The organism is Anaerosporobacter faecicola (assembly GCF_012070565.1).
Lineage (GTDB): Bacteria > Bacillota > Clostridia > Lachnospirales > Lachnospiraceae > Anaerosporobacter > Anaerosporobacter faecicola.
This window is the reverse complement of record NZ_JAAQRO010000022.1, coordinates 225,714-250,531: the sequence shown is the minus strand read 5'-3', so window position 1 is coordinate 250,531 and position 24,818 is coordinate 225,714. Positions and strand designations below refer to the sequence as shown.

The 24,818-nt window shown below is 37.9% G+C and carries 26 protein-coding genes and 1 riboswitch; of the genes, 25 read left to right on the top strand and 1 reads right to left on the bottom strand.

Annotation, left to right across the window (positions count from 1 at the left end):
• Positions 1–225 precede the first annotated feature (225 nt).
• The 21 genes from HBB17_RS09290 to hemL all read left to right on the top strand — a co-directional run bounded on the left by HBB17_RS09290 (position 226) and on the right by hemL (position 19,934).
• Positions 226–1,239 carry a MerR family transcriptional regulator gene (locus HBB17_RS09290; RefSeq protein ID WP_167957196.1) on the top strand — a complete coding sequence of 338 codons (1,014 nt, stop codon included), beginning with the start codon at positions 226–228 and terminating at the stop codon, positions 1,237–1,239.
• The gene (locus HBB17_RS09285; RefSeq protein WP_167957195.1) at positions 1,229–1,843 is read left to right on the top strand and encodes a DUF6273 domain-containing protein; all 615 of its coding nucleotides are present in this window, start codon (positions 1,229–1,231) and stop codon (positions 1,841–1,843) included. Before HBB17_RS09290 ends, HBB17_RS09285 begins: the two co-directional genes overlap by 11 nt.
• Before the next feature lie 300 nt (positions 1,844–2,143).
• Entirely contained in the window at positions 2,144–3,367 is a 1,224-nt protein-coding gene (metK, locus tag HBB17_RS09280; RefSeq protein WP_167957194.1) for a methionine adenosyltransferase, read from the top strand.
• A 66-nt stretch (positions 3,368–3,433) separates the two neighbouring features.
• Positions 3,434–3,811, top strand: coding sequence for a MerR family transcriptional regulator (locus HBB17_RS09275; RefSeq protein ID WP_167957193.1), 378 nt, complete (start codon positions 3,434–3,436; stop codon positions 3,809–3,811).
• Between the two features lie 286 nt (positions 3,812–4,097).
• Positions 4,098–4,281: riboswitch (cobalamin riboswitch) on the top strand.
• A gap of 293 nt (positions 4,282–4,574) precedes the next feature.
• A complete protein-coding gene (locus tag HBB17_RS09270; protein ID WP_167957192.1) occupies positions 4,575–5,345 on the top strand; it encodes a sirohydrochlorin cobaltochelatase in 771 nt (256 codons plus the stop codon).
• Between the two features lie 55 nt (positions 5,346–5,400).
• Complete coding sequence (locus HBB17_RS09265; RefSeq protein WP_167957007.1) at positions 5,401–5,622, top strand: hypothetical protein; 222 nt, start codon at positions 5,401–5,403, stop codon at positions 5,620–5,622.
• Entirely contained in the window at positions 5,570–6,640 is a 1,071-nt protein-coding gene (cobT, locus tag HBB17_RS09260) for a nicotinate-nucleotide--dimethylbenzimidazole phosphoribosyltransferase (protein ID WP_167957191.1), read from the top strand. Before HBB17_RS09265 ends, cobT begins: the two co-directional genes overlap by 53 nt.
• The gene (locus HBB17_RS09255; RefSeq protein WP_167957190.1) at positions 6,637–7,161 is read left to right on the top strand and encodes a bifunctional adenosylcobinamide kinase/adenosylcobinamide-phosphate guanylyltransferase; all 525 of its coding nucleotides are present in this window, start codon (positions 6,637–6,639) and stop codon (positions 7,159–7,161) included. The genes cobT and HBB17_RS09255 overlap by 4 nt, the downstream gene beginning before the upstream one ends.
• Before the next feature lie 30 nt (positions 7,162–7,191).
• Complete coding sequence (locus HBB17_RS09250; protein ID WP_167957189.1) at positions 7,192–7,917, top strand: adenosylcobinamide-GDP ribazoletransferase; 726 nt, start codon at positions 7,192–7,194, stop codon at positions 7,915–7,917.
• Positions 7,918–7,981: 64 nt separating this feature from the next.
• Positions 7,982–8,428 (top strand): bifunctional adenosylcobinamide kinase/adenosylcobinamide-phosphate guanylyltransferase, encoded by a 447-nt coding sequence (locus tag HBB17_RS09245; protein ID WP_167957188.1) that lies wholly within the window; start codon positions 7,982–7,984, stop codon positions 8,426–8,428.
• A gap of 89 nt (positions 8,429–8,517) precedes the next feature.
• The gene (locus tag HBB17_RS09240) at positions 8,518–9,126 is read left to right on the top strand and encodes a histidine phosphatase family protein (RefSeq protein WP_167957187.1); all 609 of its coding nucleotides are present in this window, start codon (positions 8,518–8,520) and stop codon (positions 9,124–9,126) included.
• 2 nt (positions 9,127–9,128) lie between these two features.
• Positions 9,129–10,106 carry an adenosylcobinamide-phosphate synthase CbiB gene (cbiB, locus tag HBB17_RS09235; RefSeq protein ID WP_167957186.1) on the top strand — a complete coding sequence of 326 codons (978 nt, stop codon included), beginning with the start codon at positions 9,129–9,131 and terminating at the stop codon, positions 10,104–10,106.
• Between the two features lie 44 nt (positions 10,107–10,150).
• Positions 10,151–11,266 carry a pyridoxal phosphate-dependent aminotransferase gene (locus HBB17_RS09230; protein WP_167957185.1) on the top strand — a complete coding sequence of 372 codons (1,116 nt, stop codon included), beginning with the start codon at positions 10,151–10,153 and terminating at the stop codon, positions 11,264–11,266.
• Positions 11,259–12,779, top strand: a complete 1,521-nt coding sequence (locus HBB17_RS09225; protein ID WP_167957184.1) for a cobyric acid synthase — start codon at positions 11,259–11,261, stop codon at positions 12,777–12,779. Before HBB17_RS09230 ends, HBB17_RS09225 begins: the two co-directional genes overlap by 8 nt.
• Positions 12,780–12,902: 123 nt before the next feature.
• The gene (locus HBB17_RS20790) at positions 12,903–12,983 is read left to right on the top strand and encodes a precorrin-8X methylmutase (protein ID WP_167957327.1); all 81 of its coding nucleotides are present in this window, start codon (positions 12,903–12,905) and stop codon (positions 12,981–12,983) included.
• A gap of 62 nt (positions 12,984–13,045) precedes the next feature.
• Entirely contained in the window at positions 13,046–14,305 is a 1,260-nt protein-coding gene (gene hemA / locus HBB17_RS09215; RefSeq protein ID WP_167957183.1) for a glutamyl-tRNA reductase, read from the top strand.
• 24 nt (positions 14,306–14,329) lie between these two features.
• A complete protein-coding gene (locus tag HBB17_RS09210; RefSeq protein WP_167957182.1) occupies positions 14,330–14,794 on the top strand; it encodes a precorrin-2 dehydrogenase/sirohydrochlorin ferrochelatase family protein in 465 nt (154 codons plus the stop codon).
• 77 nt (positions 14,795–14,871) lie between these two features.
• Positions 14,872–15,771 carry a hydroxymethylbilane synthase gene (hemC, locus tag HBB17_RS09205; RefSeq protein WP_167957181.1) on the top strand — a complete coding sequence of 300 codons (900 nt, stop codon included), beginning with the start codon at positions 14,872–14,874 and terminating at the stop codon, positions 15,769–15,771.
• A gap of 7 nt (positions 15,772–15,778) precedes the next feature.
• Positions 15,779–17,389 (top strand): uroporphyrinogen-III C-methyltransferase, encoded by a 1,611-nt coding sequence (gene cobA / locus HBB17_RS09200; RefSeq protein WP_167957180.1) that lies wholly within the window; start codon positions 15,779–15,781, stop codon positions 17,387–17,389.
• A gap of 181 nt (positions 17,390–17,570) precedes the next feature.
• Positions 17,571–18,554, top strand: a complete 984-nt coding sequence (gene hemB / locus HBB17_RS09195; protein ID WP_167957179.1) for a porphobilinogen synthase — start codon at positions 17,571–17,573, stop codon at positions 18,552–18,554.
• An 81-nt stretch (positions 18,555–18,635) separates the two neighbouring features.
• A complete protein-coding gene (gene hemL, locus HBB17_RS09190; protein WP_167957178.1) occupies positions 18,636–19,934 on the top strand; it encodes a glutamate-1-semialdehyde 2,1-aminomutase in 1,299 nt (432 codons plus the stop codon).
• Here hemL and HBB17_RS09185 read toward each other — a convergent pair.
• On the bottom strand, positions 19,909–21,093 hold the full coding sequence (locus HBB17_RS09185; protein WP_167957177.1) for an MFS transporter: 1,185 nt from the start codon (positions 21,091–21,093) through the stop codon (positions 19,909–19,911). The two genes, hemL and HBB17_RS09185, sit on opposite strands and share 26 nt — an antisense overlap.
• Before the next feature lie 301 nt (positions 21,094–21,394).
• Here HBB17_RS09185 and HBB17_RS09180 point away from each other — a divergent pair, with 301 nt between their 5' ends.
• The 4 genes from HBB17_RS09180 to HBB17_RS09165 all read left to right on the top strand — a co-directional run bounded on the left by HBB17_RS09180 (position 21,395) and on the right by HBB17_RS09165 (position 24,650).
• Positions 21,395–22,120, top strand: a complete 726-nt coding sequence (locus HBB17_RS09180) for a PadR family transcriptional regulator (protein ID WP_167957176.1) — start codon at positions 21,395–21,397, stop codon at positions 22,118–22,120.
• Between the two features lie 112 nt (positions 22,121–22,232).
• On the top strand, positions 22,233–23,009 hold the full coding sequence (locus HBB17_RS09175; RefSeq protein WP_167957175.1) for an ABC transporter ATP-binding protein: 777 nt from the start codon (positions 22,233–22,235) through the stop codon (positions 23,007–23,009).
• Entirely contained in the window at positions 23,009–23,776 is a 768-nt protein-coding gene (locus tag HBB17_RS09170) for an ABC transporter permease (RefSeq protein ID WP_167957174.1), read from the top strand. Before HBB17_RS09175 ends, HBB17_RS09170 begins: the two co-directional genes overlap by 1 nt.
• Positions 23,748–24,650, top strand: coding sequence for an ABC transporter permease (locus HBB17_RS09165; protein ID WP_167957173.1), 903 nt, complete (start codon positions 23,748–23,750; stop codon positions 24,648–24,650). The genes HBB17_RS09170 and HBB17_RS09165 overlap by 29 nt, the downstream gene beginning before the upstream one ends.
• Positions 24,651–24,818 lie beyond the last annotated feature (168 nt).

Here is a 24,818-nt window from a genome sequence, read left to right as displayed (position 1 = left end):
GTTATATCATATAGTAGGAACTGTTGCAAAAAAAGTCTACCAACTATGTGGTTACTACAGATCTGTCGTGATAATTTTTTTTTAATAATTATATTGACATTTACGTCGCGTCAACCTTTATGATTAGATTGAAAGACCACTAGTAGAAGTTACAAAGAGAGATTTAATAATCTTTTTAATGTAGTATTTTATGACTATGACATTATTATACTAGGGGGGATATCTATGGAACTAAAAACCATTGGTCAGGTTTCTAAACATTTTTCTATATCAAATCGCACGCTTCGGTATTACGAACAAGTAGGGTTGATCATGCCTACTAAAAAGGATAATTATGCTTACCGTGTATATGATATGGAGGCAATAAAACGTTTGCGTCAAGTTATTATATTACGGAAATTGAGGATACCGCTAAAACAAATAGCTGAGATGTTGAATAATTCAGATGTGAGTATAGCAATCGATATATTGGAACGTAATCTTAGTGACATCGAGGAGGAGATTGCATCACTCTCAACCATACGAGATGTAGTTGAAGTATTTATCAATCGTCTCAATATTGGAAGTGACGTGTTTGTATTACCAGATGATGAAGGTTTATTAGAGATTGTAGATTCGCTGACTGTATCAAAAATTAATTTTAAGGAGGATAAATCATTGGAACAACTGAATCAAGCAAGTAAAAAACTAAATAAGTTGGAAGATAACGACGTAAGAATTGTCTATCTTCCACCTATGAGTGTGGCCGTTACGTATGCCTATGGGGATGACTGTGAGGGTAAGGTGTTTGATACGATAAGTCAGTTTGTAAGGAATAATGATTTACTAAGATTAAAACCGGATGCTCGTAGTTTTGGCTTTGACTGCTCTACGGAAGATATGGCAGAAGAGAACCCTTCTCGTGCATATGAGATGTGGGTATCAATTCCAGATGATATGGAAGTTTCTCTACCACTAGTAAAACGTACTTTTAATGGAGGCTTATATGCTGCTCATGTGTTGAGAACGTGGGATTTTGAAGATTGGCGTCTGTTAAAGGAATGGGTAAGTAATAATGATAAGTATGAGGAAGATTGTGATACCAAGCGTTGGAATTCTACAGATACTTGTGTAGGATACGGTTTTGAAGAAACACTTAATTTTTATCATTATATACAACATAGTGAAATGGAGGCTTTACAATTAGATTTGTTATTGCCAATTAAAGAGAAGGATAAGGAGAAACTGAATGATGAATAATGTGATTGGAGATGTAATACACTTTGGAGAGTATAGTTGGAGAATTCTTGATATTAAGGATGATTTGGCTTTAATTATAACAGAGCATATAATCGACCATCGTTCTTATCATGATGAGTATAAAGATATAACTTGGGCTGATTGTTCCCTAAGAAGATACTTGAATGGAGAATTTTATGACAAATTTAGTACAAACGAGAAAGAAAGAATAGTACCTGTGATAAATAAAAATCTTGATAATCAATGGTATGGAACATATGGTGGAGAAGATACAACGGATCGTATATTCTTGCTTAGTATGGAAGAAGCAGTATGTAGATATTTTGGCGATAGTAGTGCAAAACTGTACAATCCAGGGAAAAATCAGAGATATTGGTTTGAAAGAAAAGATGTAAACAATAGTAAACGAGTAGCACGGCTAGAATCTAATAATGAACAAGTTTGGTGGTGGTGGACTCGGACACCTGGTCGTGTTGGTGTTAAAGCAGTATATATACATGGTGATGGTAATATTGGTATTCAGGGTAATAATATATTAAAAGGTAATATAAGTGATGGAAGATGTACAGGTGGGGTTCGTCCTGCCTTATGGCTTAAAATCTAAGTGAATTTGACCAATGTTGATGTACGAATTGTCTGTTGCTTTGCAACTCCCACAATGACCTTTTGACCCTTGCATCATCATTATAATTTAATAGTAAATTAGAGGCTACCTCAATATAGGATAATAGACCTATATGGGGTAGCTTTTCTATTACTTTACTATGCAAAATTATCACCCAAGAGTCTATAAGACCAGTAAATTAGAACAATAGTGTGTTGTTGAGATGATCAACATGAAGTAAGATATCTTAAAGATTTAGTAGTTTAAATAGGGGATATCCCTAAAAAGAGGAGGGACTGTATGAACAATACATATTTATTTACATCAGAATCCGTAACGGAAGGACATCCTGATAAAATGTGTGATATTTTATCGGATGCAATATTAGATGCATACTTGGAGAAGGATCCTAATGCAAGGGTTGCATGTGAGGTTACTGCAACTACAGGTATAATCTCAGTTATGGGTGAAATAACTTCAAATGCAATTGTGGATATAGAAAGGGTTGTTAGGGAAACTGTCGAAGAGATTGGGTATGTTGGAGATCAGTTTGGATTCAATGCAAAGACATGTGAAGTTATTATTAGAATAGACAAGCAATCAGAAGATATTAATATGGGAGTTAGTAGCTCGAAAGAATACAAATCTAGAGAAGTAAATTGTAATATGTGTGATTCGTGTCTTGAAAATGATAACTATAATATGATAGGTGCAGGCGACCAAGGTATGATGTTTGGATATGCCTGTGATGAAACGGAAAGCCTAATGCCGGCGCCATTATTCTATGCACATAAATTATGTCATCAATTAAGTTATGTCCGCAAAAATAAGGTGCTTGATTATCTTGGACCTGATGGAAAGTCGATGGTTACGTTTGAGTATCGGGATGACAAACCAGTACGGATTGATACAATTGTAGTATCAACGCAGCATAAGGATAATGTACCACAAGATAAGATTTTATCTGATGTAAAAAATTCTGTTATTATGCCTGTTATTCCGAATGTCTATATAGATGATCATACCAAAATACTTGTTAATCCTACCGGACGATTTGTTAAAGGGGGACCTTCAGCAGATACTGGACTTACAGGAAGAAAGATTATTGTAGATACTTATGGAGGTATGGGACGGCATGGTGGTGGTGCATTTTCGGGAAAAGATGCAACGAAAGTCGACCGAACAGGAGCATATGCTGCTAGATATGTAGCAAAAAATATAGTTGCTGCTAAGATTGCAAAAAAATGTGAAGTTCAGATTGCCTATGCAATTGGTGTAGCGAATCCTGTATCGGTTTATGTTAATACATTCGGTACATCGAATATACCTGACGAAGATATAATACATATGATTAATGCAGTATTTGAGCTAAGACCTGCATCAATTATAGAAAGATTCCAGATGAGAGAACCAATATACAAGAAATTAGCAGCATATGGTCATTTTGGAAGACTCGATTGTATTAGACATTGGGAGAATGTAGATAAAGTTGGGGCGATTAAAAAGTACTTTCATCAAGTATAATGCTTTTTAGAATATATATAGGATTGTTCAACACTTGAAGTAAATTGTAAATTGGAGGTGATTCCGATGCGAATATCAGAAGTATGTAGAAAATACGATATTACAGCAGATACTTTACGGTATTACGAACGTATTAAATTATTGCCCAGGATAGGTAGAACATCGAGTGGTATTCGCAACTACTCGAAAGCGGATTGTACATGGATCGAATACATAAAATGTATGCGAAGTGCAGGGGTATCTGTTAACGCTTTAATTGAATATGTATCATTGTTTGAAGGTATGGAAGATACAGTTCCAGTAAGGAAAAAGATTTTATTAGAGCAAAGAGAACATCTAGTAAATAAGATTCAGGAATTAACGAATTCGCTATCAAGACTTGACTGGAAAATTAACAGTTATGAACAAGGAATTGCACAGTTTGAAAACAAATTAAATATATAAAATATTTTCTAGGGTAAGTGAATATAAATTTAAGATGTAGTTAATATAAGTCACGAACCTGAATTGTTAGAAGACAACTACGTTAGATCTGTAAGGATACGACGTATGTTGACAAGTAAAGATACGCATGCTACTCTTATTAAGGTAAATTTAATGTAATTTTCAGGATTATCTATAATCTTGACATGAATGTATACGAACTGGACGGTAGAGTGTAATCCATCTGTATCGTATTATGCAATGGGAAGAAAGATGCCATTGTTCTAACAAATCTTACACAGTGGTGTTTGTGTGGTATTTGTACGTCTTATCATGTAAGAATATAGATGGGGAAGCAGGTCAGAATCCTGCGCAGTACCCGCTGCTGTATGGGAATAGTAGTACTTCATTATGTCACTGTGAATAATGGGAAGGCGAAGTACTATGATTGAAGCCCGAGCCAGAACACCCGACTGAGAATGAATTTACGAGGTTACGGGGATATAACCAGGTAGTTAATGTAGAGAGAATTAGCAAATTAGAATAGATGCTTCCTCTCTTTCTTTTCGTACCTGTTGTTGTATCTAGGTAGGTAACGTGTAATTGGAAATTCCAATACATGAACTTACCTGGGTATACTCACAGGTGGGAACCTGTGGTATACGCAGGAAGAAGAAAGAGAAGGAGGCTTTTTTTATGTCAAGAAGGCAGAAACTCGTATGTAGAGTATGTCCAACAACAATAGATGAGTTGATGGTCATGATAGACGCTGGAGGAAGAATAAATGAAGAAAGCGATATTAGTGGTTAGTTTTGGTACTAGTGATGAAGATACAAGAAGAAAGACAATAGATGTGATAGAAAAGAAGATAGCAAAAGAGTATCCAGAATACCAAGTATATCGCGCATTTACAAGTAATATTATCATTCGTAAGTTGCGTAATTGTTATAATACGATTGTGCCAACGGTTGCAGAGGCAATGAAGTCCTTAGTTGATAAAGGATTTACGGAAGTAATCGTACAACCAACACATATTATCAACGGGATTGAGTATGAGAAAATGTTGGAAGAGATTGAGCCTTATCGTGCCAGGTTTGAAGTTGTTCGTATAGGAAAACCATTATTATCAGACACCACGGATTATAAGGAATTAGTTAATTGCATTGTAAGCGATAATCATGTGAATGAGCAGGAAGCAATTCTGCTCATGGGACATGGTACGAGTCACCATGCCAATGCGGTATATCCTGCCATCGATTATACGTTCCGTGCAGAAGGATACTCGCAAGTTTATATGGCTACGGTTAAAGGATATCCAACATTAGAAGATGCAATCGGACGAATGAAACAAAGACAATACACAAAAGTATTATTATTGCCATTCATGATTGTGGCGGGAGACCATGCTAAGAATGATATGGCATGTGATGAAGAATATTCGTGGAAATCAATCTTACTTAGGGAAGGATATGAAGTAGATTGTAAGATGCAGGGTTTAGGAGAATTAGAAGTGGTACAAGAGATGTTTATCCGTCATATTGTAGAGGCGGAGTAAGGACTTTAATTGTCCATGGCAAGTATGAGAGAATGAAACCTGTTGTAGAAAAGAGATGAAAATCCCGGTTGTAGGATATTTGCCACCTCTTGAGAATTTTCAGTTAGAAAGTCGACATCTAGGTTTGGTACTGCCAGAGAATACAAGACAAAGTGGGGTAGAAATTATCTGCTGGCATGTAAGTGTTATCATCATATTAATTCATTTAGGGGAGGACAATAAGCATGGAAGAGCATTCATTAGAGGAATTCATAGCCAGAATACAGCCGAAAGATAAGGTGGCAATGGAAGCGGCTAGAAAGCATTGGCTTTTAATTGCAAAACCTTTATTTAGCCTGGGGAAATTAGAGGATGCAGTTATTGATATGGCTGGTATGAAGAGACAACATGATTATACATTAGATAAGAGAGGGTTACTTATCTTCTGTGGTGATAATGGTGTTGTTGAAGAAGGTGTTACACAGACCGGGCAAGAAGTAACGGCTATTGTATCGGATAATTTCTCAAAGAATGAAACAAGTGTATGTAAGATGGCACAGATTGCAAAGGCAGATGTTATTCCAATTGATATTGGTATTGCAGTTGATGTCCCTAGCATAACAAGAGCGGATAGGAAAGTTGCATATGGAACAAAGAATATGACCAAAGGACCTGCTATGACAAGAGAGGAAGCAACGAAAGCAATCTTAATCGGTATTGATGTTGTAAGAACATGCAAAGAAGAAGGGTACAATATACTTGCGACAGGAGAGATGGGGATTGGTAATACAACAACAAGTAGTGCAATTGCTTCTGTCCTACTAGAACAACCAGTCTCCTTAGTTACAGGTAAGGGGGCGGGGCTTACGAATGAAGGGCTGAGTCGTAAGATTCATGCAATTGAAAAAGCAATTGAAGTGAATAAACCCAATAAGGAAGATCCGCTTGATGTAATTGCTAAGGTTGGAGGACTGGATATCGCGGGGCTTGTTGGAGCATTTCTTGGAGGTGCAATCTATCAGATTCCGATTGTAATTGATGGATTTATCTGTGCAGTAGCAGCATTAGTAGCGGCAAGGATTGAACCAAAGGCACTTGACTATATGATGCCATCTCATGTATCCAAAGAACCAGCAGGACATATGGTCTTAGAAGCTTTAGGGTTAAAACCATATATTACGTGTGATATGTGTCTAGGAGAAGGAACAGGAGCAGTAGCGGTGTTACCTCTTCTTGATATGGGGTTAGCAGTTTATCGTTCGATGAGTACATTTGAACAGATAAAGATTGATAATTATGAGGTATTTGAATCATGATGATGGTAGTGACAGGCGGAAGTGGAAGTGGAAAATCAGAATACGCCGAAGATCGAACAATACAATATAGCCAAGACAACCGAATCTATATTGCTACAATGGTAGCATTTGATGAGGAAGCAAGACAAAAGATTAACAGACATCGTAGAATGCGAAGGGAGAAGAATTTTACTACAATTGAATGTTATACCGGTTTGAATAGACTTAGGTTAGATGCGAGTCATACCGTATTGCTAGATTGCATGTCTAATCTCGTGGCAAATGAAATGTATCAAGAAGATGGAGCGGGCAATCATACCGTTCCATGTATTGTAGAGGGAATTCATCGTTTGAAACAACAAGTAAAAAATCTTATTATAGTGACAAATGAAGTAGCTAGTGATGGGATTGTTTATGATGAAGAGACGATGCGATATATACGTTATCTCGGTGAGATTAACCAGGAACTTGCACGTATGGCAGATGAGGTTATTGAAGTAGTGTATGGAATTCCGGTGTATTGTAAGAAAGAAGGTGATTGAGTGTTACAATCGTGTATCATTGCATTCTCTATGTATTCGAAAGTTCCAATGCCGAAGGTGAATTGGACCGATAAGAATATGAGATATGCATTCTGTTTTTTTCCTTTGGTTGGAGCGTTATTGGGAGCAATTGTGTATGGTGTTGCTAATCTATTGTGGTACCAAGGGGTAGGAACGATATGTTTTGCAGCGGTTATGACCGTGTTGCCAATTCTTTATACAGGTGGAATTCATGTCGATGGACTCCTAGATACTTTAGATGCTTTAAATTCTTATGGTGATCGAGAGAAGAAGTTAGAGATTTTAAAAGACCCTCATACCGGTGCATTTGCAATTATTGGTGCTGTATGTTACTTTGTGTTGACATTTGGAATGTGGAGTGAGGTTCCAGTAGAGGTAGTACCATTTATCGCTGTTGGTTATGTATTAACAAGAGCATTGAGTGGGCTTAGTGTTGTAACATTTCCCTTAGCTAAGAATACAGGGTTAGCGGCTACATTTTCAGATATGTCCCACAAAAGTCGTGTAAAACTTACGATGATTGTGTATAGTTTCGTGTGTTTTACAGTGCTATTGTGGATGGATTTACTGCTTGGCGGAGGAATCATTATCGTTTCCATGTTGGTATTCGCATATCATTATCATGTATGTAAGCGACAATTTGGAGGAATAACAGGTGATCTTGCGGGGTATTTCCTACAATATAATGAGTTGGCTATCTTAATCTGGCTGGTAGTGTGTCATAGAATGGTATAGGTATGCATGGTCTTATATAAAGAGGGCAGAGGAATAAATGTAAATAAACCACCAGATCCTTTCGGTGGAACACGGAAAGTTGGTGAAAGATATGAGACTGGTTATAGGTGGAACAGCACAAGGTAAATTAACATTCGCAAAAGAGTTTGTTGAAAAATCTTACGCAGATTATTCTGGATATAGGGAGAATGAAGGCAATTCGTGTAGGATTGTGGATGAGACATATACGAAGCTTGAGGAATTATATGAAGCTACAATTATTAATCACTTTCATCTGATTGTCCGTCGTATGTTAAGTGAGAAAGTAGATATATCTGAAATTGTGGAGCAGATCGTCCTTCAAAATCCACAAGTAATTCTAGTAACTACAGAAATTGGCTATGGAATTGTTCCAATTGATAAGTTTGAAAGAAACTATCGTGAACAGACAGGAAGAATCTGTTGTACAATAGCGAAAAAGTCACAGGAAGTTTATCGAATTACTTGTGGAATTCCTATGCAATTAAAATAAATGTGTTACGTTCAGTGGATTAAGTAATCTAATAATTAAGCAGGATTACCAGAAGAATGTTATGAATAATTACCAGGAGGTACGAAAGTATGTTGATTTATCTGATAAGACATTCAATGACACCAGGAAATAAGAAGAGATGTTACATCGGTTCGACAGATGAGTCGTTATGTAAAGAAGGAATTGAATTGTTAGCAAGGTATCAATATCCAACTGCCCAGATGTTGATAACAAGCCCAATGAGACGATGTATAGAGACGGCAGAATATATCTATCCAGATATGCAATCGAATTCTTTGGTGGAGTTACGAGAGTGCGATTTTGGTCGATTTGAAGGCATGAACTATGAAGAATTAAAAGACGACCCTGTCTATCAAGAATGGATTTCTAAAGAGGGTAAGATACCATTTCCAGATGGGGAAGATCAGATGATGTTTCGAGAGCGTTGTGTGATTGGATTTGATAAAGCGGTAGAACGGTTCTATAAGAATGGGGTTAAAGAGGGGGCACTTGTTGTTCATGGTGGAACCATTATGGCAATCCTTGAGAAGTATGCAAGACCAGTAGAAGATTTTTATCATTGGAAAGTAGATAATGGGCAAGGTTTTACGATAGAGGTTAATGAGGTGACATGGTTTGGTGATTGCAACGATCGTTATGTGGTTGTGAAAGAGAAGCTTAATAGGGAGGAACAGTAACGATGAGATATACCATATATGCATGTATCATAGGATTTGTTCTAGATCTTATAATAGGTGATCCCCACTGGTTATACCACCCGGTTCGATTAATCGGAAAGCTTATACAGATTATGGAGAAGGCGGTAAGAGCGTGTTTCCCTAAGACAAAGCGTGGAGAATTAATCGGTGGTACCTTGTTAGCACTTATAGTGATGGTAGTTTCAACGACAATTCCATTGGCAATCTTAGTATTCTGTTATGGATTTGATCGCTACCTTGGTTTGGCTGTGGAGAGTGTGTTCTGCTATCAACTTCTTGCAACGAAATCATTGAAAGTTGAGAGTATGAAAGTATACAAAGAATTAGCGACGAAGGATATTGAGAAGGCACGCTGTGCAGTGTCTATGATTGTTGGTCGTGATACACAGAGTCTTGATGCAGTAGGAATTACAAAAGCAGCAGTAGAGACAGTTGCAGAGAACACCTCAGACGGAAGTATAGCTCCTTTACTTGCTATTGTGATAGGAGGAGCACCACTTGGTTTCTTATATAAGTCTATTAATACTATGGATTCTATGATTGGATACAAGAATGATAAATACCTATATCTAGGAAGATTTGCAGCGAAGTTAGATGATATCGTGAATTATATACCAGCAAGATTTTCAGCATATATGATGATATTAAGTGCATTGCTATTACGTATGGATGCGAAGAATGCATACCGAATCTATAGAAGAGACCGCTATAAACATGCAAGTCCGAATTCGGCGCATACAGAGTCTGTATGTGCGGGGGCATTGCGAATCCAATTAGCAGGCGATGCGTATTACTTTGGAAAACTTTATAAGAAAGAGTATATTGGTGATTCCATGCGAAACATAGAGATTGATGACATTAAGAGAGCAAACCAATTACTGTATACATGTGCAATTACCTCGTTAATCGCATTGTTGGGAATGAAGATTGTAGTTATGATGGGATTCGGTTTGTTCTAGGGGAAGAATAATAGAACAATTACTATAACGGAAAGGAGATAATCATGAAGCACACGAATGCATTAGATGAAGTTAAGAATGATAGACAGATTTATGTACATGGTGGCGATATCTATCGGCACAATCCAGAGCATGATTTCTCTGCCAATATCAATCCACTTGGAGTGAATGAACATATTATGAAAGCTGCAGCGGATAGTCTTAAAGATATGGGGAATTATCCAGATGTATCTTGTACAAAGTTGAGAATGGAACTTTCTAAGAAGTTATCGATTAATCCTGATTGGCTTTACTTTGGGAATGGAGCTGCTGATGTACTTTTTACTCTTATTCATGCATTGAAACCAAAACGTGCTTTATTACTTTCTCCTACCTTTTCTGAATATGAACAAGCTCTTCAGTCTGTTGACTGTTCTATTGCTTATTACTCTCTGACGGAAGAGAATGCATTCACCTTATTACCGGACTACTTACAACTACTTACTGATGAACTTGATCTAATTATACTATGTAATCCGAATAACCCTGTTGGCAATACGATACCTATGTCCACACTACAAGCCATACTTACTACTTGTGTGACGCGTGGGATTCGGGTGATTATGGATGAATGTTTCAATGATTTTCTTGATAATACGGAAGAAAATACGCTAACAAATGAGTTAGCTACTTACAACAATCTCTGCATTCTAAAGGCTTTTACGAAAATGTATGCAATGGCAGGACTTCGACTCGGGTATCTAATTACAAGTAATACTGCTGTGTTAGCACACATGAATAAAGTTAGCCAACCGTGGTCGGTGTCTGTTCCTGCTCAAGCTGCTGGAGTAGCAGCTGTTCATGAGGATGAGTATGTTGCATGTACAAAAAGATATGTGAGGAAAGAACGGGACTACTTATGTGCAGAATTAGAAAGTATGGGTATTCGGGTGTATAAGCCAGAAGCAAATTATATCTTCTTTCACCATGACACGGACTGGTATAGAGAACTGTTGAAATATAAAATATTAATTAGAGATTGTAGTAATTACAAAGGCTTAACAAAAGGATACTACAGGATAGCGGTTAGAAAAAGGGAAGAGAATCAACATTTAATTCGGGTTATGAAGAAGATTATTGCTAATCAAGAGATGTATGTAGGGGAGGAGCACAATGGGTAAGTCAATTATGATACAAGGGACAATGTCGAATGCGGGGAAAAGTATCTTGACGGGAGGATTGTGTCGAGTATTTGTACAAGATGGATATAAGGTTACACCATTCAAATCGCAGAATATGGCATTGAACTCATTCATAACGAAAGAAGGCTTGGAGATGGGAAGAGCACAAGTGATGCAAGCAGAAGCAGCGGGCATTGAACCTTCTGTTCTTATGAATCCTATCTTGTTAAAACCTACGAATGATACAGGATCGCAAGTTATTGTAAATGGTGAAGTGGTTGGAACAATGTCAGCAAGAGAGTATTTTGCGTGTAAGAAGAAGTATATACCAGATATTCTAAAAGCGTATCATAAGTTAGAACAACAGAATGATATTGTTGTAATTGAAGGTGCGGGAAGTCCTGCTGAGATTAATCTTAAGAGTGAAGATATTGTGAATATGGGCATGGCAAAGATGGCGAAGTCACCGGTATTGTTAGTGGGTGATATCGACCGAGGTGGTGTGTTTGCACAATTGCTTGGAACAATTCTACTTCTAGAGAAAGAAGAACAGGCGATGGTGAAGGGGTTAATTATCAATAAGTTTCGAGGTGATAAGACGATTCTAGAGCCTGGGCTTAAGATGTTGGAAGATAAAGTGGGAATACCAGTTAGTGGTGTTATGCCATATTGTCATCTTGATATTGATGATGAAGATAGTTTATCAGAACGTTTTTATAAAAAAAGTACAACAGGGTTGGTGGATATTGCGGTAATACGTTTGCCAAAAATATCGAACTTTACAGATTTCAATCCATTCGAATATATAGAAGAGGTATCCTTGCGTTATGTAAGCAATCCAGCGGAATTAATGGACCCGGATATGATTATACTACCGGGAACAAAGAATACAATAGAAGACTTGTTGTGGCTTAGAGAATCAGGATTAGAAGCAAAGATTCTACAACATGCAGCAAGAGGTAAAGTGATATTCGGTGTATGTGGGGGTTATCAGATGTTAGGGAATACAATTTCTGATCCAAGTGGCATTGAGACAAAGAATCATACTTTAGAGAAGGTAAAAGGACTTGGATTACTTCCAAATGATACAATATTTATGCCAGAGAAGACAAGAACTAGAGTAAATGGTGTATTTACTCATGTGGAAGGCGTTCTAAAAGGCTTACGTGGTGTGGAACTAGAAGGTTATGAGATTCATATGGGAATCACAACAAGCAGCAAGCCAAATTGTATACGACTACAGAGTGATACAGAAGTTGGAGAAACGAAAGAAGATGGAACTTGCAAAGGGAATGTATATGGAACCTATGTACATGGAGTCTTTGATTCATCAAATGTTGTAAACGGTATTGTGAGAGCCTTATTGGAGGCAAAAGGTTACAACGGCAAGGATGTTCGTGCATTAGATATCAATGAATATAAAGAGACACAATACAATCAACTAGCAGATGCTATTCGTAAGAATCTAGATATGGATGCCATTTATCGAATTATTGAAGAAGGTATCGAATAAGTGTGTTTGGATTAATTGAATAACTGGTTTGGGTGTCAAAAGCCAAATTTGTAAATCATTCTTGTGTTTTAATAAGTAGAAAACTATAATTACTAGTAGAATAGTATGAAATAATAGGAATCGTTGAAAGGTCGTAAGGGTGGTAGTTATGTAGCGGCGGCTATCTGTAATGCACTATTATACAAGATAAATAACGAACGATAGTAGTAGTTGAATAAAATAAGATGATTTACAAAATACGCGAGTTAATATGCTTTTGAAAGGATATGGAGATAGAGATGGATATTTTGATGGTAGGAATTGATCATAGTAAGGCGGCAATTGAATATAGAGAAAGTTTTAGCTTTACGAAACATGATGCTGCAAGAGCTATGAATCAGATAATGGCATGGTATCCAGAAGAAATCGCGGGCTGTGTATTGATTTCAACTTGTAATCGTACGGAATTGTATATAAGTACGAAGGAAGAAGAAGTGGATCCTTATGAAATATTGTGCAGAGTAAAGGAAATCGATATGAATTCTTTTGTCGGCATGTGTACAAGAAGAAAGGGAATGGATGTAGTGGAACATCTTCTAGAACTTGCATGTGGACTTAAGTCTATGGTATTCGGAGAAGACCAGATCATAACACAGGTGAAAGATGCTCTTGCAAATGCACGAGATACAGAGGCGACAGATATTGTGTTAGAGAAGTTGTTTCAGACAGCAATTACAGCGGCTAAGAAAGTGAAAGCGAGTGTGCATTTAACGGCGGTTAATTCTTCTGTAGTTGAGAATATGATTACTGTGTTACAACAGGAATTTGATACAATAAGCGGTATTCCTTGTTTGGTAATTGGAAATGGTGAGATTGGAAGATTAGCTGCTATGCGACTGCTTCAAGCAGGAGCAAAAGTAACCGTTACACTACGTCAGTACAAGAGTAGAGAAATTGATGTACCACTTGGTGTGAATTGTATAGATTACCAAGAGAGGTATGACAATCTTGCAGATATGAATGTAATTGTAAGTGCAACAACAAGCCCACATCACACAATTCGATATGAAGAAGCGTATCCGCTGTTTGCAGATGGAAAGAAACGTGTTCTAGTAGATATGGCTGTTCCAAGGGATATTTCTCTTCGTTTGGCAGAACTGGAGCATATAAAATTGTACAATATTGATAGTTTGGGTGGAATATCAACAAATACGGTTAATAATCAATCGGTTGCCATTGCAATGGAGATACTTGAGGAATATCAACAAGAATTCCGTAAGTGGTACCTGTTTAGAGAATATATACCATTAATTCAAAGTGTAGGAAGAACGTCTGCATTAAGTGTAATAGACAGAATTGATAAACAGACGAAAAAGTTAATTGTGGATGACAATACAGTAACAGAGTTAGAGAAGTTACTTAAGGTAGCAACAAATCGTGTTGTGACAAATCTGCTATATGGGTTAAAAGAAAACCTTGATCAAGATAAATGGGAAGTTTGCCTTGAAGCAATTGAGAAGTCTTCTAGGAAGAATAGTAATGAATAGAATCTTCTGAAAGTGGGTGTTTGTATGGATACAAATAGTAGGGCGTTTCCTTTGTTCATTCCATTAACGGATTGCAAAGTAGTTGTAGTTGGTGGTGGAAGAATTGCGAGCAGAAGAATAAACACATTAAATCAGTTTAGAGCTAATATTATTGTAGTATCTCCTCATATAACAGAGGAAATAATGGAGTTTGTTAAGCTTGGTAAGGTTGAGTGGCTGGAAAGAGAATACCGTTTAGGTGACGTGGATGGAGCTAAAATTGTAGTTACGGCAACAAATAATAGAGAAGTGAATCGGCAAGTGGGGCAAGATTGTTCAAAGTTATTGATACCAGTAAGTGTAGCGGATAGCAAAGAAGAATCTACGTACTATTTCCCGGGGGTGGCCTGTGAAGATTCTATTGTAGTAGGGGTAACAACAAGTGGGACAAATCATCATTTGGCAAGACGTATAACAGATAAGATTAAGAATTTACTAAAAAGTATGTAGCATGAAAGTGGATTCTTTCAAGTTGATACACGAGCGTAATATTAATATCTAGACGTTGGAAAGGACATGGGATTTGCATGAGTAAAGTGTTAAGAAAAGTAATTCGTATTGGAAGTAGAGAAAGTAAGCTTGCAGTAACACAATCACAAATTGTTATAGAAGCAATACAGAAAGCACATCCAGAGATTGAGATAGAACTAGTGACAATGAAGACAACAGGAGATATTATCTTGAATAAGAGTCTTGAGAAGGTTGGGGGGAAAGGCCTGTTTGTAAAGGAACTAGATATTGCTCTTAGAGAAGGAAGAATTGATCTATCTGTTCATAGTTTAAAGGATATGCCGATGGAGATTCCAGAGGACCTACCATTAATCGGATTCTCAAAACGTGAAGATCCAAGAGATGCCATTATCATAAAAGACGGATTTAACATTGATACAGATGCTGGAATTATGGGTTCTTCTAGTAAACGTAGAATCTTACAATTAAAACGTCTTTACCCTAATCTAGAATATAAGTTGCTTCGTGGAAATGTACAGACGAGACTTAGAAAGTTAGAGGAAGAAGATTATAACGCTACGGTGCTTGCTCTTGCAGGAATTAAGAGATTAGGACTAGAGAATGTTGTATCAAAGATTTTATCGACAGAAGAGATGATTCCAGCAGCGGGTCAGGGAATTCTTGCGGTACAAGGAAGAAGTGGGGAAGATTATTCTTTCCTAGAGGACTTTTTTAGCAAAGAATCAGCAATTGTATCTAGTTGTGAAAGAGCCTTTGTAACTGCATTAAATGGAGGATGTACGTCACCGATAGCTGGATATGCACAAATTAGTGGAGATGAGATTGAACTAAGAGGTTTGTATTGTGAGGAAGATAGTGAAGAAATCTGTATTGGCACAATCCATGGTGACTGCAAAGATGCAGTGAAGTTAGGTGAAACACTTGCTAAGCGACTTAAGCCGAAGAAATGGAGGTAATTCGATCATGGAGCAAGGAAAAGTATGGCTTGTAGGTGCAGGTCCAGGAGATATCGGGTTACTGACATTAAAAGGATTTGAAGTATTGCAAGAAGCACAAGTAGTTGTATATGATGCGCTAGTTAGCGATGAGATTGCAGCACTTATACCGAAAACTGCTAAGAAGATTAATGTTGGAAAGCGTGCGAATAATCATCTTGTAAAACAAGAAGATACGAATCGTATTCTATTAGAGGAAGCATTGGCTGGTAAGAGAGTGGTAAGACTAAAGGGTGGAGATCCTTTTGTATTCGGACGTGGTGGTGAGGAATTAGAACTGCTTGTAGAGAGGGATATTCCTTACGAGATTGTGCCTGGTATTACTTCTGCGGTTTCTGTGCCTGCATATGCAGGAATACCCGTTACTCATCGCGATTATTCATCTTCCGTTCACATTATTACAGGGCATACACGAAAAGGTCGAGAGTCAAGAATCCAATATGATGCTCTTGTTAAGATGAATGCTACACTTATATTCCTAATGGGAATTGGTGTACTAGAAGAGATTTGTAACTCTCTCATGGCAGCGGGAATGGATCCGGATACGAAAGCGGCAGTACTAGAGAAAGGAACAAGTGCAAAACAAAGAAGAGTAATTGCGACAGTGGGTACTTTAAAGATAGAAGCGGATAAAGCAAAGGTTCAGACTCCAGCAATTATAGTGGTAGGTGAGGTGTGTGGTTTAGCAGATTCCTTCGCATGGGTAGAGAAGCAGGTTTTATCTGGTTTGCAGATTGTTGTGACGAGGCCGAGACAGAAGGCTTCTTCGTTAACAAAGAAGTTACGCAACCTAGGTGCGCATGTAATAGAGATGCCAGCAATTAGCACAAGAACATTAGAAGAAGAGGAAGTTAGGAAGACATTCAAAGAAAGTATTGAAGGTATTAGGCAACGTCTTGAGCGTGCCGCTTTGATGGAAGAATATGAGAAGACACAAGTAGATTGGCAACAACAAGATAGGCAATTACAAGACACACAGGAATGGATTGTTTTCACAAGTCCTAAAGGTGTTGAGAGTTTCTTCTTGTTACTTGCTTCTTGCCAGCTAGATATTCGAGTGTTATATTGTAAGAATGTAAGTTTTGCAGTGATTGGAGATGCTACAAGGAAAGAATTACGTAACCATGGTATCGAAGCGGATTATATGCCAGATACATATTGTGGAGAGGCATTGGGTAAAGGTTTAATTCCGCTACTTTCAAAGAATTCCAATGTTACACTTTATCGTGCACGGAATGGGACAGAGGATATTTGCGAAGTATTGTCGAATAATAAAGTTGCATATAACGATGTTGCTGTATATTGCACGGAATATGAGTTGGACGATGAACTTTCTAATCGTGTTAAAGAGGGAATAGAGAATCAGTTGATTGACTATGTAACATTTACAAGTGCTTCCAGCGTGACGGCTTTCATAGCTTGTCAAAAAGAACTTGATTATACAAGGGTGAATGCAATCTGTATTGGAGAGCAGACAGCCGCAGTGGCAAAAAAGTACAATATGAATGTTGTAGTCTCAAAAGCAGCAACCATTGATAGCATGATTGAAACACTAGAAGAGTTAAATATAGGTAATTAACTCAAACTTCGCAGCTCAATTGCTGCCAAAACCTATCATATAAAGGCGTTTTTAAAGTGCAACTGTTTGACGAGAATGCGAGGAGTTTTGCACCTTTTTAATGGCTTTTTGCCAACCCTTCAGGGCAGCAATTGAACTGCGATGATTGAGTAATTAAGCATAGAAAGAGAAGGCGATAAGAATGGATTTATTGAGTAGACCAAGAAGACTAAGAGGGAAACAAGCACTTCGGGATATGGTTAGAGAGACAAGGGTTTCTAAGAATGGATTAATCTATCCTGTGTTTGTTAAGGAAGGAAATCAGATTAAAGAAGAGATTCCTTCTATGCCAGGCCAATATCGTTACAGTCTTGATACGTTAGCTTATGAATTAGAGAAGGTTCAGAAGTCGGGAGTTCGAGGTGTATTATTCTTTGGGATTCCAAAGGAGAAAGATGCTTGTGGAAGTGGAGCTTGGGCTGATGATGGTATTGTCCAGAAAGCAGTTGAACTTGCCAAGAAAGAATTCCCTGACTTATATCTTATTACTGATGTTTGCTTATGTGAATATACTTCACATGGACATTGTGGTTTATTACATGGTCAGAATGTAGATAATGATAGTACGCTTGAAGTGTTAGCCAAAACTGCTCTTTCTCATGTACAAGCGGGGGCAGATATGGTTGCGCCATCGGATATGATGGATGGTAGAATTCTTGCGATTCGTAATCTGTTAGACAAGTCGGGTTATGTGAATACACCAATTATGTCCTATGCAGTCAAATATTCGTCTGCCTTTTATGGTCCATTCCGTGATGCAGCGGGTTCTGCACCTGCATTTGGGGATCGCAAGACATACCAGATGGATTTTCATAATCGAAGAGAAGCAATCAAGGAAGCAGAGCTGGATCTTGCAGAAGGTGCTGACATAATAATGGTAAAACCAGGATTAGCCTATCTTGACATTGTACGAGAGATCGCAGACCGTTTCCCCGTTCCATGTGCCGTGTATAGTGTAAGCGGGGAATACTCCATGATGAAGGCAGCAGCAATGGCTGGGTATATAGATGAAGCTGCTGTTGTAAGTGAATCGGCAGTAAGCATGTTCCGAGCTGGTGCGGATATTTTGATTTCCTATTATGCAAAAGAAATTGCTGGCTATATTACAGAAGGTAGAATTGGATAAACATAGAGAAAACGTAGAGTAAGCATAGAGAAAGCGCAAACAAAGAGTAGAAAAAGTATAGAGAAAGGAATTGATTAAGGAATGAACACAACAAGATCGGAACAATTATTTGCAAAAGCAGTGGACGTTATTCCTGGAGGTGTCAATAGTCCTGTTCGTGCATTTCAGGCAGTAGGGGGAAGCCCTCGGTTTATTGAAAAGGCAAAGCAACAATACCTCTATGATGTGGACGGGAATCGCTATATTGATTATATCGGGTCATGGGGGCCAATGATCCTTGGACATCAGAATGAGCAAGTACAGGAGGCCGTGCAGAAGGCAATCGAGAATGGATTGAGTTTTGGAGCTGCAACGGAGATTGAAGTAGAGATGGCACAACTGATTTGTGAGCTGGTTCCTTCCATCGACATGATTCGAATGGTTAATTCGGGCACAGAAGCAGTAATGAGCGCCATCCGTGTGGCAAGAGGTTTTACAAAACGTAATAAAGTGATTAAGTTTGCAGGATGTTATCATGGTCATGCGGATGCAATGTTAGTAAAAGCAGGTTCTGGTGTCATGACTTCGGGAGTTCCAGATAGTGCAGGTGTTCCGATTGGTTGTGCGGAGGATACCCTAACCGCAATCTACAACGACCTTATGAGTGTGGAAACATTGATGCAGGAACACAAAGGAGAGGTTGCCTGTGTGATCGTAGAACCGGTTGCTGCCAATATGGGAGTTGTTCTACCAAAGGAGGGATTCTTACAGGGCCTTCGTGAAATATGTACGAAAGAAGGCTGCCTATTGATCTTTGACGAGGTCATTACAGGATTTCGATTGGGAATTGCCGGTGCATCTGGTTATTTTGGTATTCAGCCCGATTTAATCACGTATGGAAAAATTATCGGTGGTGGAATGCCTGTGGGTGCCTATGGAGGACGGAAAGAGATTATGAAAATAGTATCTCCAGTTGGCACCGTCTATCAAGCAGGGACACTAAGTGGAAATCCAGTGGCAATGCATGCAGGGATTACGCAACTACGAATTCTAAGGGAGCGACCAGAAGTTTATAGGAAACTAGATGAACTAGGAGAACAATTAAGAAATGGATTACAAGATTTAATTGAGACATACAAGATTCCAGCCGTTGTAAATGGAGTTGGTTCCTTAAGTTGTCTATTCTTCACAAAACAGCCGGTTATGGATTATGAAACAGCAAAAAGGTCCGATACAGCTCTGTTTGCCAAGTATTTTACACATATGCTTAACAAAGGGCATTATATCGGACCGAGTCAGTTTGAAGCGATTTTCTTATCCGCAGCGCATACAGAAGAAAATGTGCAGACATTTCTATCTGATGCAAAGGATTTCTTTATTTCGATTTCCAACGAGGTCTAAGCAGTAGGATTCCTACGATTAATAAAAGAGGGAAAAGGATTGCCGCAAGGATTCCAGCTTTCAAATTATCGGAGAAGGCACTTGATACAAGGCCAACATAAGTGGGACCACTAGAGCATCCTAGGTCACCTGCAAGTGCTAGTATAGCAAACATGGCAGTTCCGCCACCCCGTAATGTAGCAGAGGCAATACTGAAGGAACCTGGCCATAGGATTCCAACGGAGAAACCAGTCAGTCCACATCCAATCAAACCAAGGAACGGATTGGTAGACAGGGAAATCAGCAGATATGATAAGATACAAGCAATGCAGCTGTACAGCATAAATCGTTTTAGGTTGATCTTATCTCCATATTTTCCGTAGATTGCTCGTGAGGTGCCCATGAGTATAGCAAAGAGCATAGGCCCAGTGAGATCGCCAATACTTTTACTGACGTGTAACCCTTTTTCGGCAAAGGTAGATGCCCATTGGCTGACTGCTTGTTCACTAGCGCCTGCACAGACCATCAATAAGACCAATACCCAAAAGACTTTCTTTCTCACTAATTCGTGTAAGGAAAGTCCTTTTTGTCCTTCCTCTAAAAGTGGTGCAATAGGAACTCTGGTAAATGCCAAAGCATTAAGAAGTGGAATCAGTGCCCAAAATATCGCTAGGAACTTCCAATGTTCTATGCCAAATAAAGTGAAGAATATGGTAGAGAGCAAGACAACGCCTACATGTCCCCAACAATAGAAGGAATGGAGTAGGCTCATTGCCTTTTCCTTATTGTCGGTCGGACACGCCTCTACGATTGGACTAATCAGTACTTCCAAAAGACCACCACCGACAGCATAGACCATGACGGACAAAAAGATACCTATATAGGGATCGGGAGTGCATTCTGGGAGAATGGTTAGTAATAGCAGTCCAGACGCGGCAAATATATGGGCAAGTAAGGCGGAGGTGCGATATCCAATGCGATCAATAAAACGTATGGAAAGCAGATCCACCAATAATTGTAGCCCAAAATTCACCGTTACTAGAAAGGTAATCTTTGAGAGTGTGATATCATAACTGGATTGAAAAGTTAAAAAAAGTAGAGGAATAAAGTTATTAACAATTGCTTGTACGACATAACCCATAAAACAAGCATAAATAGTTTTTTGATATTTGTGATTCAAGTGAAAACCTCCTATGTACATATCGCTTTCCCTAGTATAGCATAGGAAGAAAATAGATGAAATAAAAATTATGGACTCCAAAAGTAAGGAGCTTCAAAGATAAGGACTATGTACATAGGCATTATGTTAGTAAAAGGTAAAAGGGCTTTTGACCCCCTAACCGTAAAAGAAAAAGAAAATGGAAAAAATACTACAAAAGAATTGACAATAATCAACGTTGGATATATAATATACTCAACGTTGAGTATTTGATGTAAATACAAGAACAGAAAGAACATATTAAGAGAGGGGGGAAGAGGCAGTGATAAAAGCGTTAATCTTATACTATCTAAGCATAAAACCAACCCATGGATATGAGATCCAGAAGTTTATTCAATTATCAGGGACGGATCAATGGGTAAAGATCCAATCAGGGTCTATCTATTATGCTTTGACCAAATTAGAAAAAGAAAAGAGTATTGCCGTATTGCGAGAAGAACGGACGGGGTCCCGTGTACGTAAGATCTATGAAATTACCAAGCAGGGAATGGAAGAGATGCATAAGGAAATGGAAAATGTGCTACAAACGCCAATCCAGACAACGGGCTCTCCAAAATTCATTATTGAGCCAATGTTATCGATTCTTTCTGAGGAGGAATTGAATGGAATCATCCGTGGACATATAAAAGAGTTAAAGGAGAAAAAAGCCTATTGGGAACATTGGAGTGAGATAAAAGCAGGAGATAAGGCAACAAAGCTAGTACAGCTATCGTTTGCTATGACCATTCAATCTCTAGAAAATCAAATTGAATGGCATGAAGAGTTGCTGGCAAATCTAACAAAGTATCGCAATGATAGCGATACAATGAAGCAATTTATTCTGCAATTTGATGCAGATAATGAAAACCTACAGGGTGGAAATTCTGAACTAGATGAGAAGATTCACTATCTAACGCAGATTAAATCTATGTTGGCAGTTGATCCAAACAAAGCAATGGATAATCTGGATTCTATCCTGGAAGAATTAAAAAGGCAACGCTCAAATTAAAAGAGTTTATATAGATGCTACTTACTGATGTGCAAGTGGCATCAGCTTTTAAGTATAATATCCAACGTTGGATAAACAATATTAGATAACAATATAAGGAGGATAAGAATTAATGAAAAATTATGGTCAAACGAAGGAGTGCTTATTTCATATTCAGAATTTACAAAAAAGTTATGACGGAAAGGAAATCTTAAAGGGATTAACCATACCTGTCTATGCAGGAGATATGATTGGACTATTAGGACCAAATGGTGCGGGTAAGAGTACAATGACAAAGATTATAGGAGGAATTGAACAGAAAGACGCAGGAACACTCCTGTTTCATGGAAAAGACGTACATAAGAATCCAAGAGAATTTAAAAGAAAGTTAGGGATTGTTCCACAGGAAATTGCTCTATATGAAGAGTTAAGTGCATATGAAAATATACAATTTTTCGCCTCATTGTATGGTTTAAACGGAACGAAGAGAGAGAAAAAGATAGAGGAAGTCCTGCGTTTTGTTGGTTTATGGGAGAGAAGAAAAGAGACGCCAGCCAAGTATTCAGGGGGAATGAAGCGTAGGCTTAATATCGCCTGCTCGGTTGTACATGACCCCGAGATCTTAATCATGGATGAGCCAACGGTAGGCATTGATCCCCAATCCAGAAATCATATTATGAATCTGATTCGTAGTTTACAAGCAGCCGGTACAACGGTAATTTATATCTCTCATTATATTGAAGAAATTGAAGAATTATGTAACCGTGTAATCATTATGGATCATGGGCAGATTCTAGTTGATGAAGAAAAAGAAGCACTTAAAAAACGTTACGTGGAACAAGGAATGGATCATTTGGAATCCATATTTTTATCAATTACGGGAACACAGTTAAGAGATGAGGTGGAATAATGCGTGAGTTATGGACATTAACAATATTTCAAATGAAACGAAGAGTAAGGGATGGATTCAGTATTGGGTATAATGTGATTTTTCCCTTAGTTATCACAGCGTTGCTTGGATTGTTAACAAAAAAGCAATTTACCCAAACCATCACAAGCTATCAGTATTATGCATTAGTAATGATTCCATTTTGTGCAACGATGTCAATAATAACAGCAGCGTATGCGGGAAAAGAAGATGCGTATGCGAAAACAGCCTCTCGTTATCTTATAGCACCCATTCATGAAAAAAATATTGTAGTAGCAAAGATTCTATCCTGTAGCTTAATATTTAGTTGTTGTAACGGCGTTACATTTTTTGTATGTTGTGCGCTTTGGCATATACCAAGTAGCGAAAATTGGTGGCTGATTTTTTTGCTATTATGTGTACTTAGTTTTGTCATTGCTTCAATTGGTGTTCTGATTGGGACGGGGATGAAGAATTTTTTAGTACTTAAGAATGTGATCAACATACCAATTGGATTATGTGCAGTGGCAGCAGGTGTTTTCTATCCCTTTGGTACAAGTGATAGGTTAATACAAAGTTTGCAGAATCTCTCCCCGCTTACGTGGATCAATCGTTTTGTATTTGCGGCCTTATATGATTGCCGAAGTAAAGAAATTGGTATATTGATTGTGATACTAGTAATGGTTGGAGTTGGCATGACAGCATTAGCAGTGAAAAACTTTCAAAAGGAGGAGTTCATACATGGGGATTTACCTGGTTATCAAAAATAATATCGTTAGGGCGACAAAGAAGAAGGGAAATTTGATTCTAATGCTTCTAATACCAATCGTGATCAGTATTCTTACGATCGTTTCATTACAAATTAAGAATAATACTGTTCGTATCGGTATACTAGAAAGCAGGACTGCTAGTATGAATGAGGAGCAAATAAAAATAATGAAAGAAATCTTTGAACCGTATGATCATGTAGAAGTCCATCTTGCACAGAGAGAATATGAGAAAACGTATCAAATCATGGGGAAATACCACTTCTATATTGATTTGGATAAACCGATGCAGGCACAGATTGATCAAATTTTAAGAGAAGTAGGGAATTTGGAAACGGTTGGAAACACAGTGGAAAAAGCAATAGATAAAAATGCAATACAGGAAACAACCAAAGAGGAACAAGCGATGCAACAGGCAGTAGGGCTCTTGATCACTACATTCCTTGTTTTAGCTACTGTACATGGAGCAGGGTATATTAATGACAAAAAGGGAGGAATGGTAGACAGATATCAAATAGCAGGGAATGGAAAAGATTCATATTATGTAGGATATTGTGCATATACTTTTTTAGTCACCGCCTTTCAATGTGGAATCTGTTTGGGACTTATGCAGATTTTTATACCGAATTTTACAATATCCATTTGGTTGAGTCTTAAATTACTTGGAGCAATTGCGTTATTATCCAGTGGACTTTCTATGCTGTTGGTAAGAATGTGTAAAAGTGAAATGCAGGCAAACTTATTAAGTTCAGGGTTGGCCATTGTGCTATCTCTACTTGCAGGAACATTTGTTGAGACGGAGAGTATGCCACAGCTTTTGCAAAACTTACAGGTAATAAACCCGGTTCATTGGATTCTACAGATGTTAGGAACATAAAGATATGAGAAATATAAAGATATGAGAAATATAAAAATATGAGAAATATAAAAAATATGAGAAATATAAAGATATGAGGAACATAAAATTAGCAGAAACATAAAAATATAAGGAATTAAAAGACGGGACGATCTATTGCTCCTAAAATTATGATAAATCAAGTATATA

What these genes read in the sequence shown, in the direction of transcription:
- HBB17_RS09290 (WP_167957196.1), top strand. Translation starts at nt 226, where the DNA reads ATGGAACTAAAAACCATTGGTCAGGTTTCTAAACATTTTTCTATATCA.
- HBB17_RS09285 (WP_167957195.1), top strand. Translation starts at nt 1,229, where the DNA reads ATGATGAATAATGTGATTGGAGATGTAATACACTTTGGAGAGTATAGT.
- metK (WP_167957194.1), top strand. Translation starts at nt 2,144, where the DNA reads ATGAACAATACATATTTATTTACATCAGAATCCGTAACGGAAGGACAT.
- HBB17_RS09275 (WP_167957193.1), top strand. Translation starts at nt 3,434, where the DNA reads ATGCGAATATCAGAAGTATGTAGAAAATACGATATTACAGCAGATACT.
- HBB17_RS09270 (WP_167957192.1), top strand. Translation starts at nt 4,575, where the DNA reads ATGAAGAAAGCGATATTAGTGGTTAGTTTTGGTACTAGTGATGAAGAT.
- HBB17_RS09265 (WP_167957007.1), top strand. Translation starts at nt 5,401, where the DNA reads ATGAAAATCCCGGTTGTAGGATATTTGCCACCTCTTGAGAATTTTCAG.
- cobT (WP_167957191.1), top strand. Translation starts at nt 5,570, where the DNA reads ATGGAAGAGCATTCATTAGAGGAATTCATAGCCAGAATACAGCCGAAA.
- HBB17_RS09255 (WP_167957190.1), top strand. Translation starts at nt 6,637, where the DNA reads ATGATGATGGTAGTGACAGGCGGAAGTGGAAGTGGAAAATCAGAATAC.
- HBB17_RS09250 (WP_167957189.1), top strand. Translation starts at nt 7,192, where the DNA reads ATGTATTCGAAAGTTCCAATGCCGAAGGTGAATTGGACCGATAAGAAT.
- HBB17_RS09240 (WP_167957187.1), top strand. Translation starts at nt 8,518, where the DNA reads ATGTTGATTTATCTGATAAGACATTCAATGACACCAGGAAATAAGAAG.
- cbiB (WP_167957186.1), top strand. Translation starts at nt 9,129, where the DNA reads ATGAGATATACCATATATGCATGTATCATAGGATTTGTTCTAGATCTT.
- HBB17_RS09230 (WP_167957185.1), top strand. Translation starts at nt 10,151, where the DNA reads ATGAAGCACACGAATGCATTAGATGAAGTTAAGAATGATAGACAGATT.
- HBB17_RS09225 (WP_167957184.1), top strand. Translation starts at nt 11,259, where the DNA reads ATGGGTAAGTCAATTATGATACAAGGGACAATGTCGAATGCGGGGAAA.
- hemA (WP_167957183.1), top strand. Translation starts at nt 13,046, where the DNA reads ATGGAGATAGAGATGGATATTTTGATGGTAGGAATTGATCATAGTAAG.
- HBB17_RS09210 (WP_167957182.1), top strand. Translation starts at nt 14,330, where the DNA reads ATGGATACAAATAGTAGGGCGTTTCCTTTGTTCATTCCATTAACGGAT.
- hemC (WP_167957181.1), top strand. Translation starts at nt 14,872, where the DNA reads ATGAGTAAAGTGTTAAGAAAAGTAATTCGTATTGGAAGTAGAGAAAGT.
- cobA (WP_167957180.1), top strand. Translation starts at nt 15,779, where the DNA reads ATGGAGCAAGGAAAAGTATGGCTTGTAGGTGCAGGTCCAGGAGATATC.
- hemB (WP_167957179.1), top strand. Translation starts at nt 17,571, where the DNA reads ATGGATTTATTGAGTAGACCAAGAAGACTAAGAGGGAAACAAGCACTT.
- hemL (WP_167957178.1), top strand. Translation starts at nt 18,636, where the DNA reads ATGAACACAACAAGATCGGAACAATTATTTGCAAAAGCAGTGGACGTT.
- HBB17_RS09175 (WP_167957175.1), top strand. Translation starts at nt 22,233, where the DNA reads ATGAAAAATTATGGTCAAACGAAGGAGTGCTTATTTCATATTCAGAAT.
- HBB17_RS09170 (WP_167957174.1), top strand. Translation starts at nt 23,009, where the DNA reads ATGCGTGAGTTATGGACATTAACAATATTTCAAATGAAACGAAGAGTA.
- HBB17_RS09165 (WP_167957173.1), top strand. Translation starts at nt 23,748, where the DNA reads ATGGGGATTTACCTGGTTATCAAAAATAATATCGTTAGGGCGACAAAG.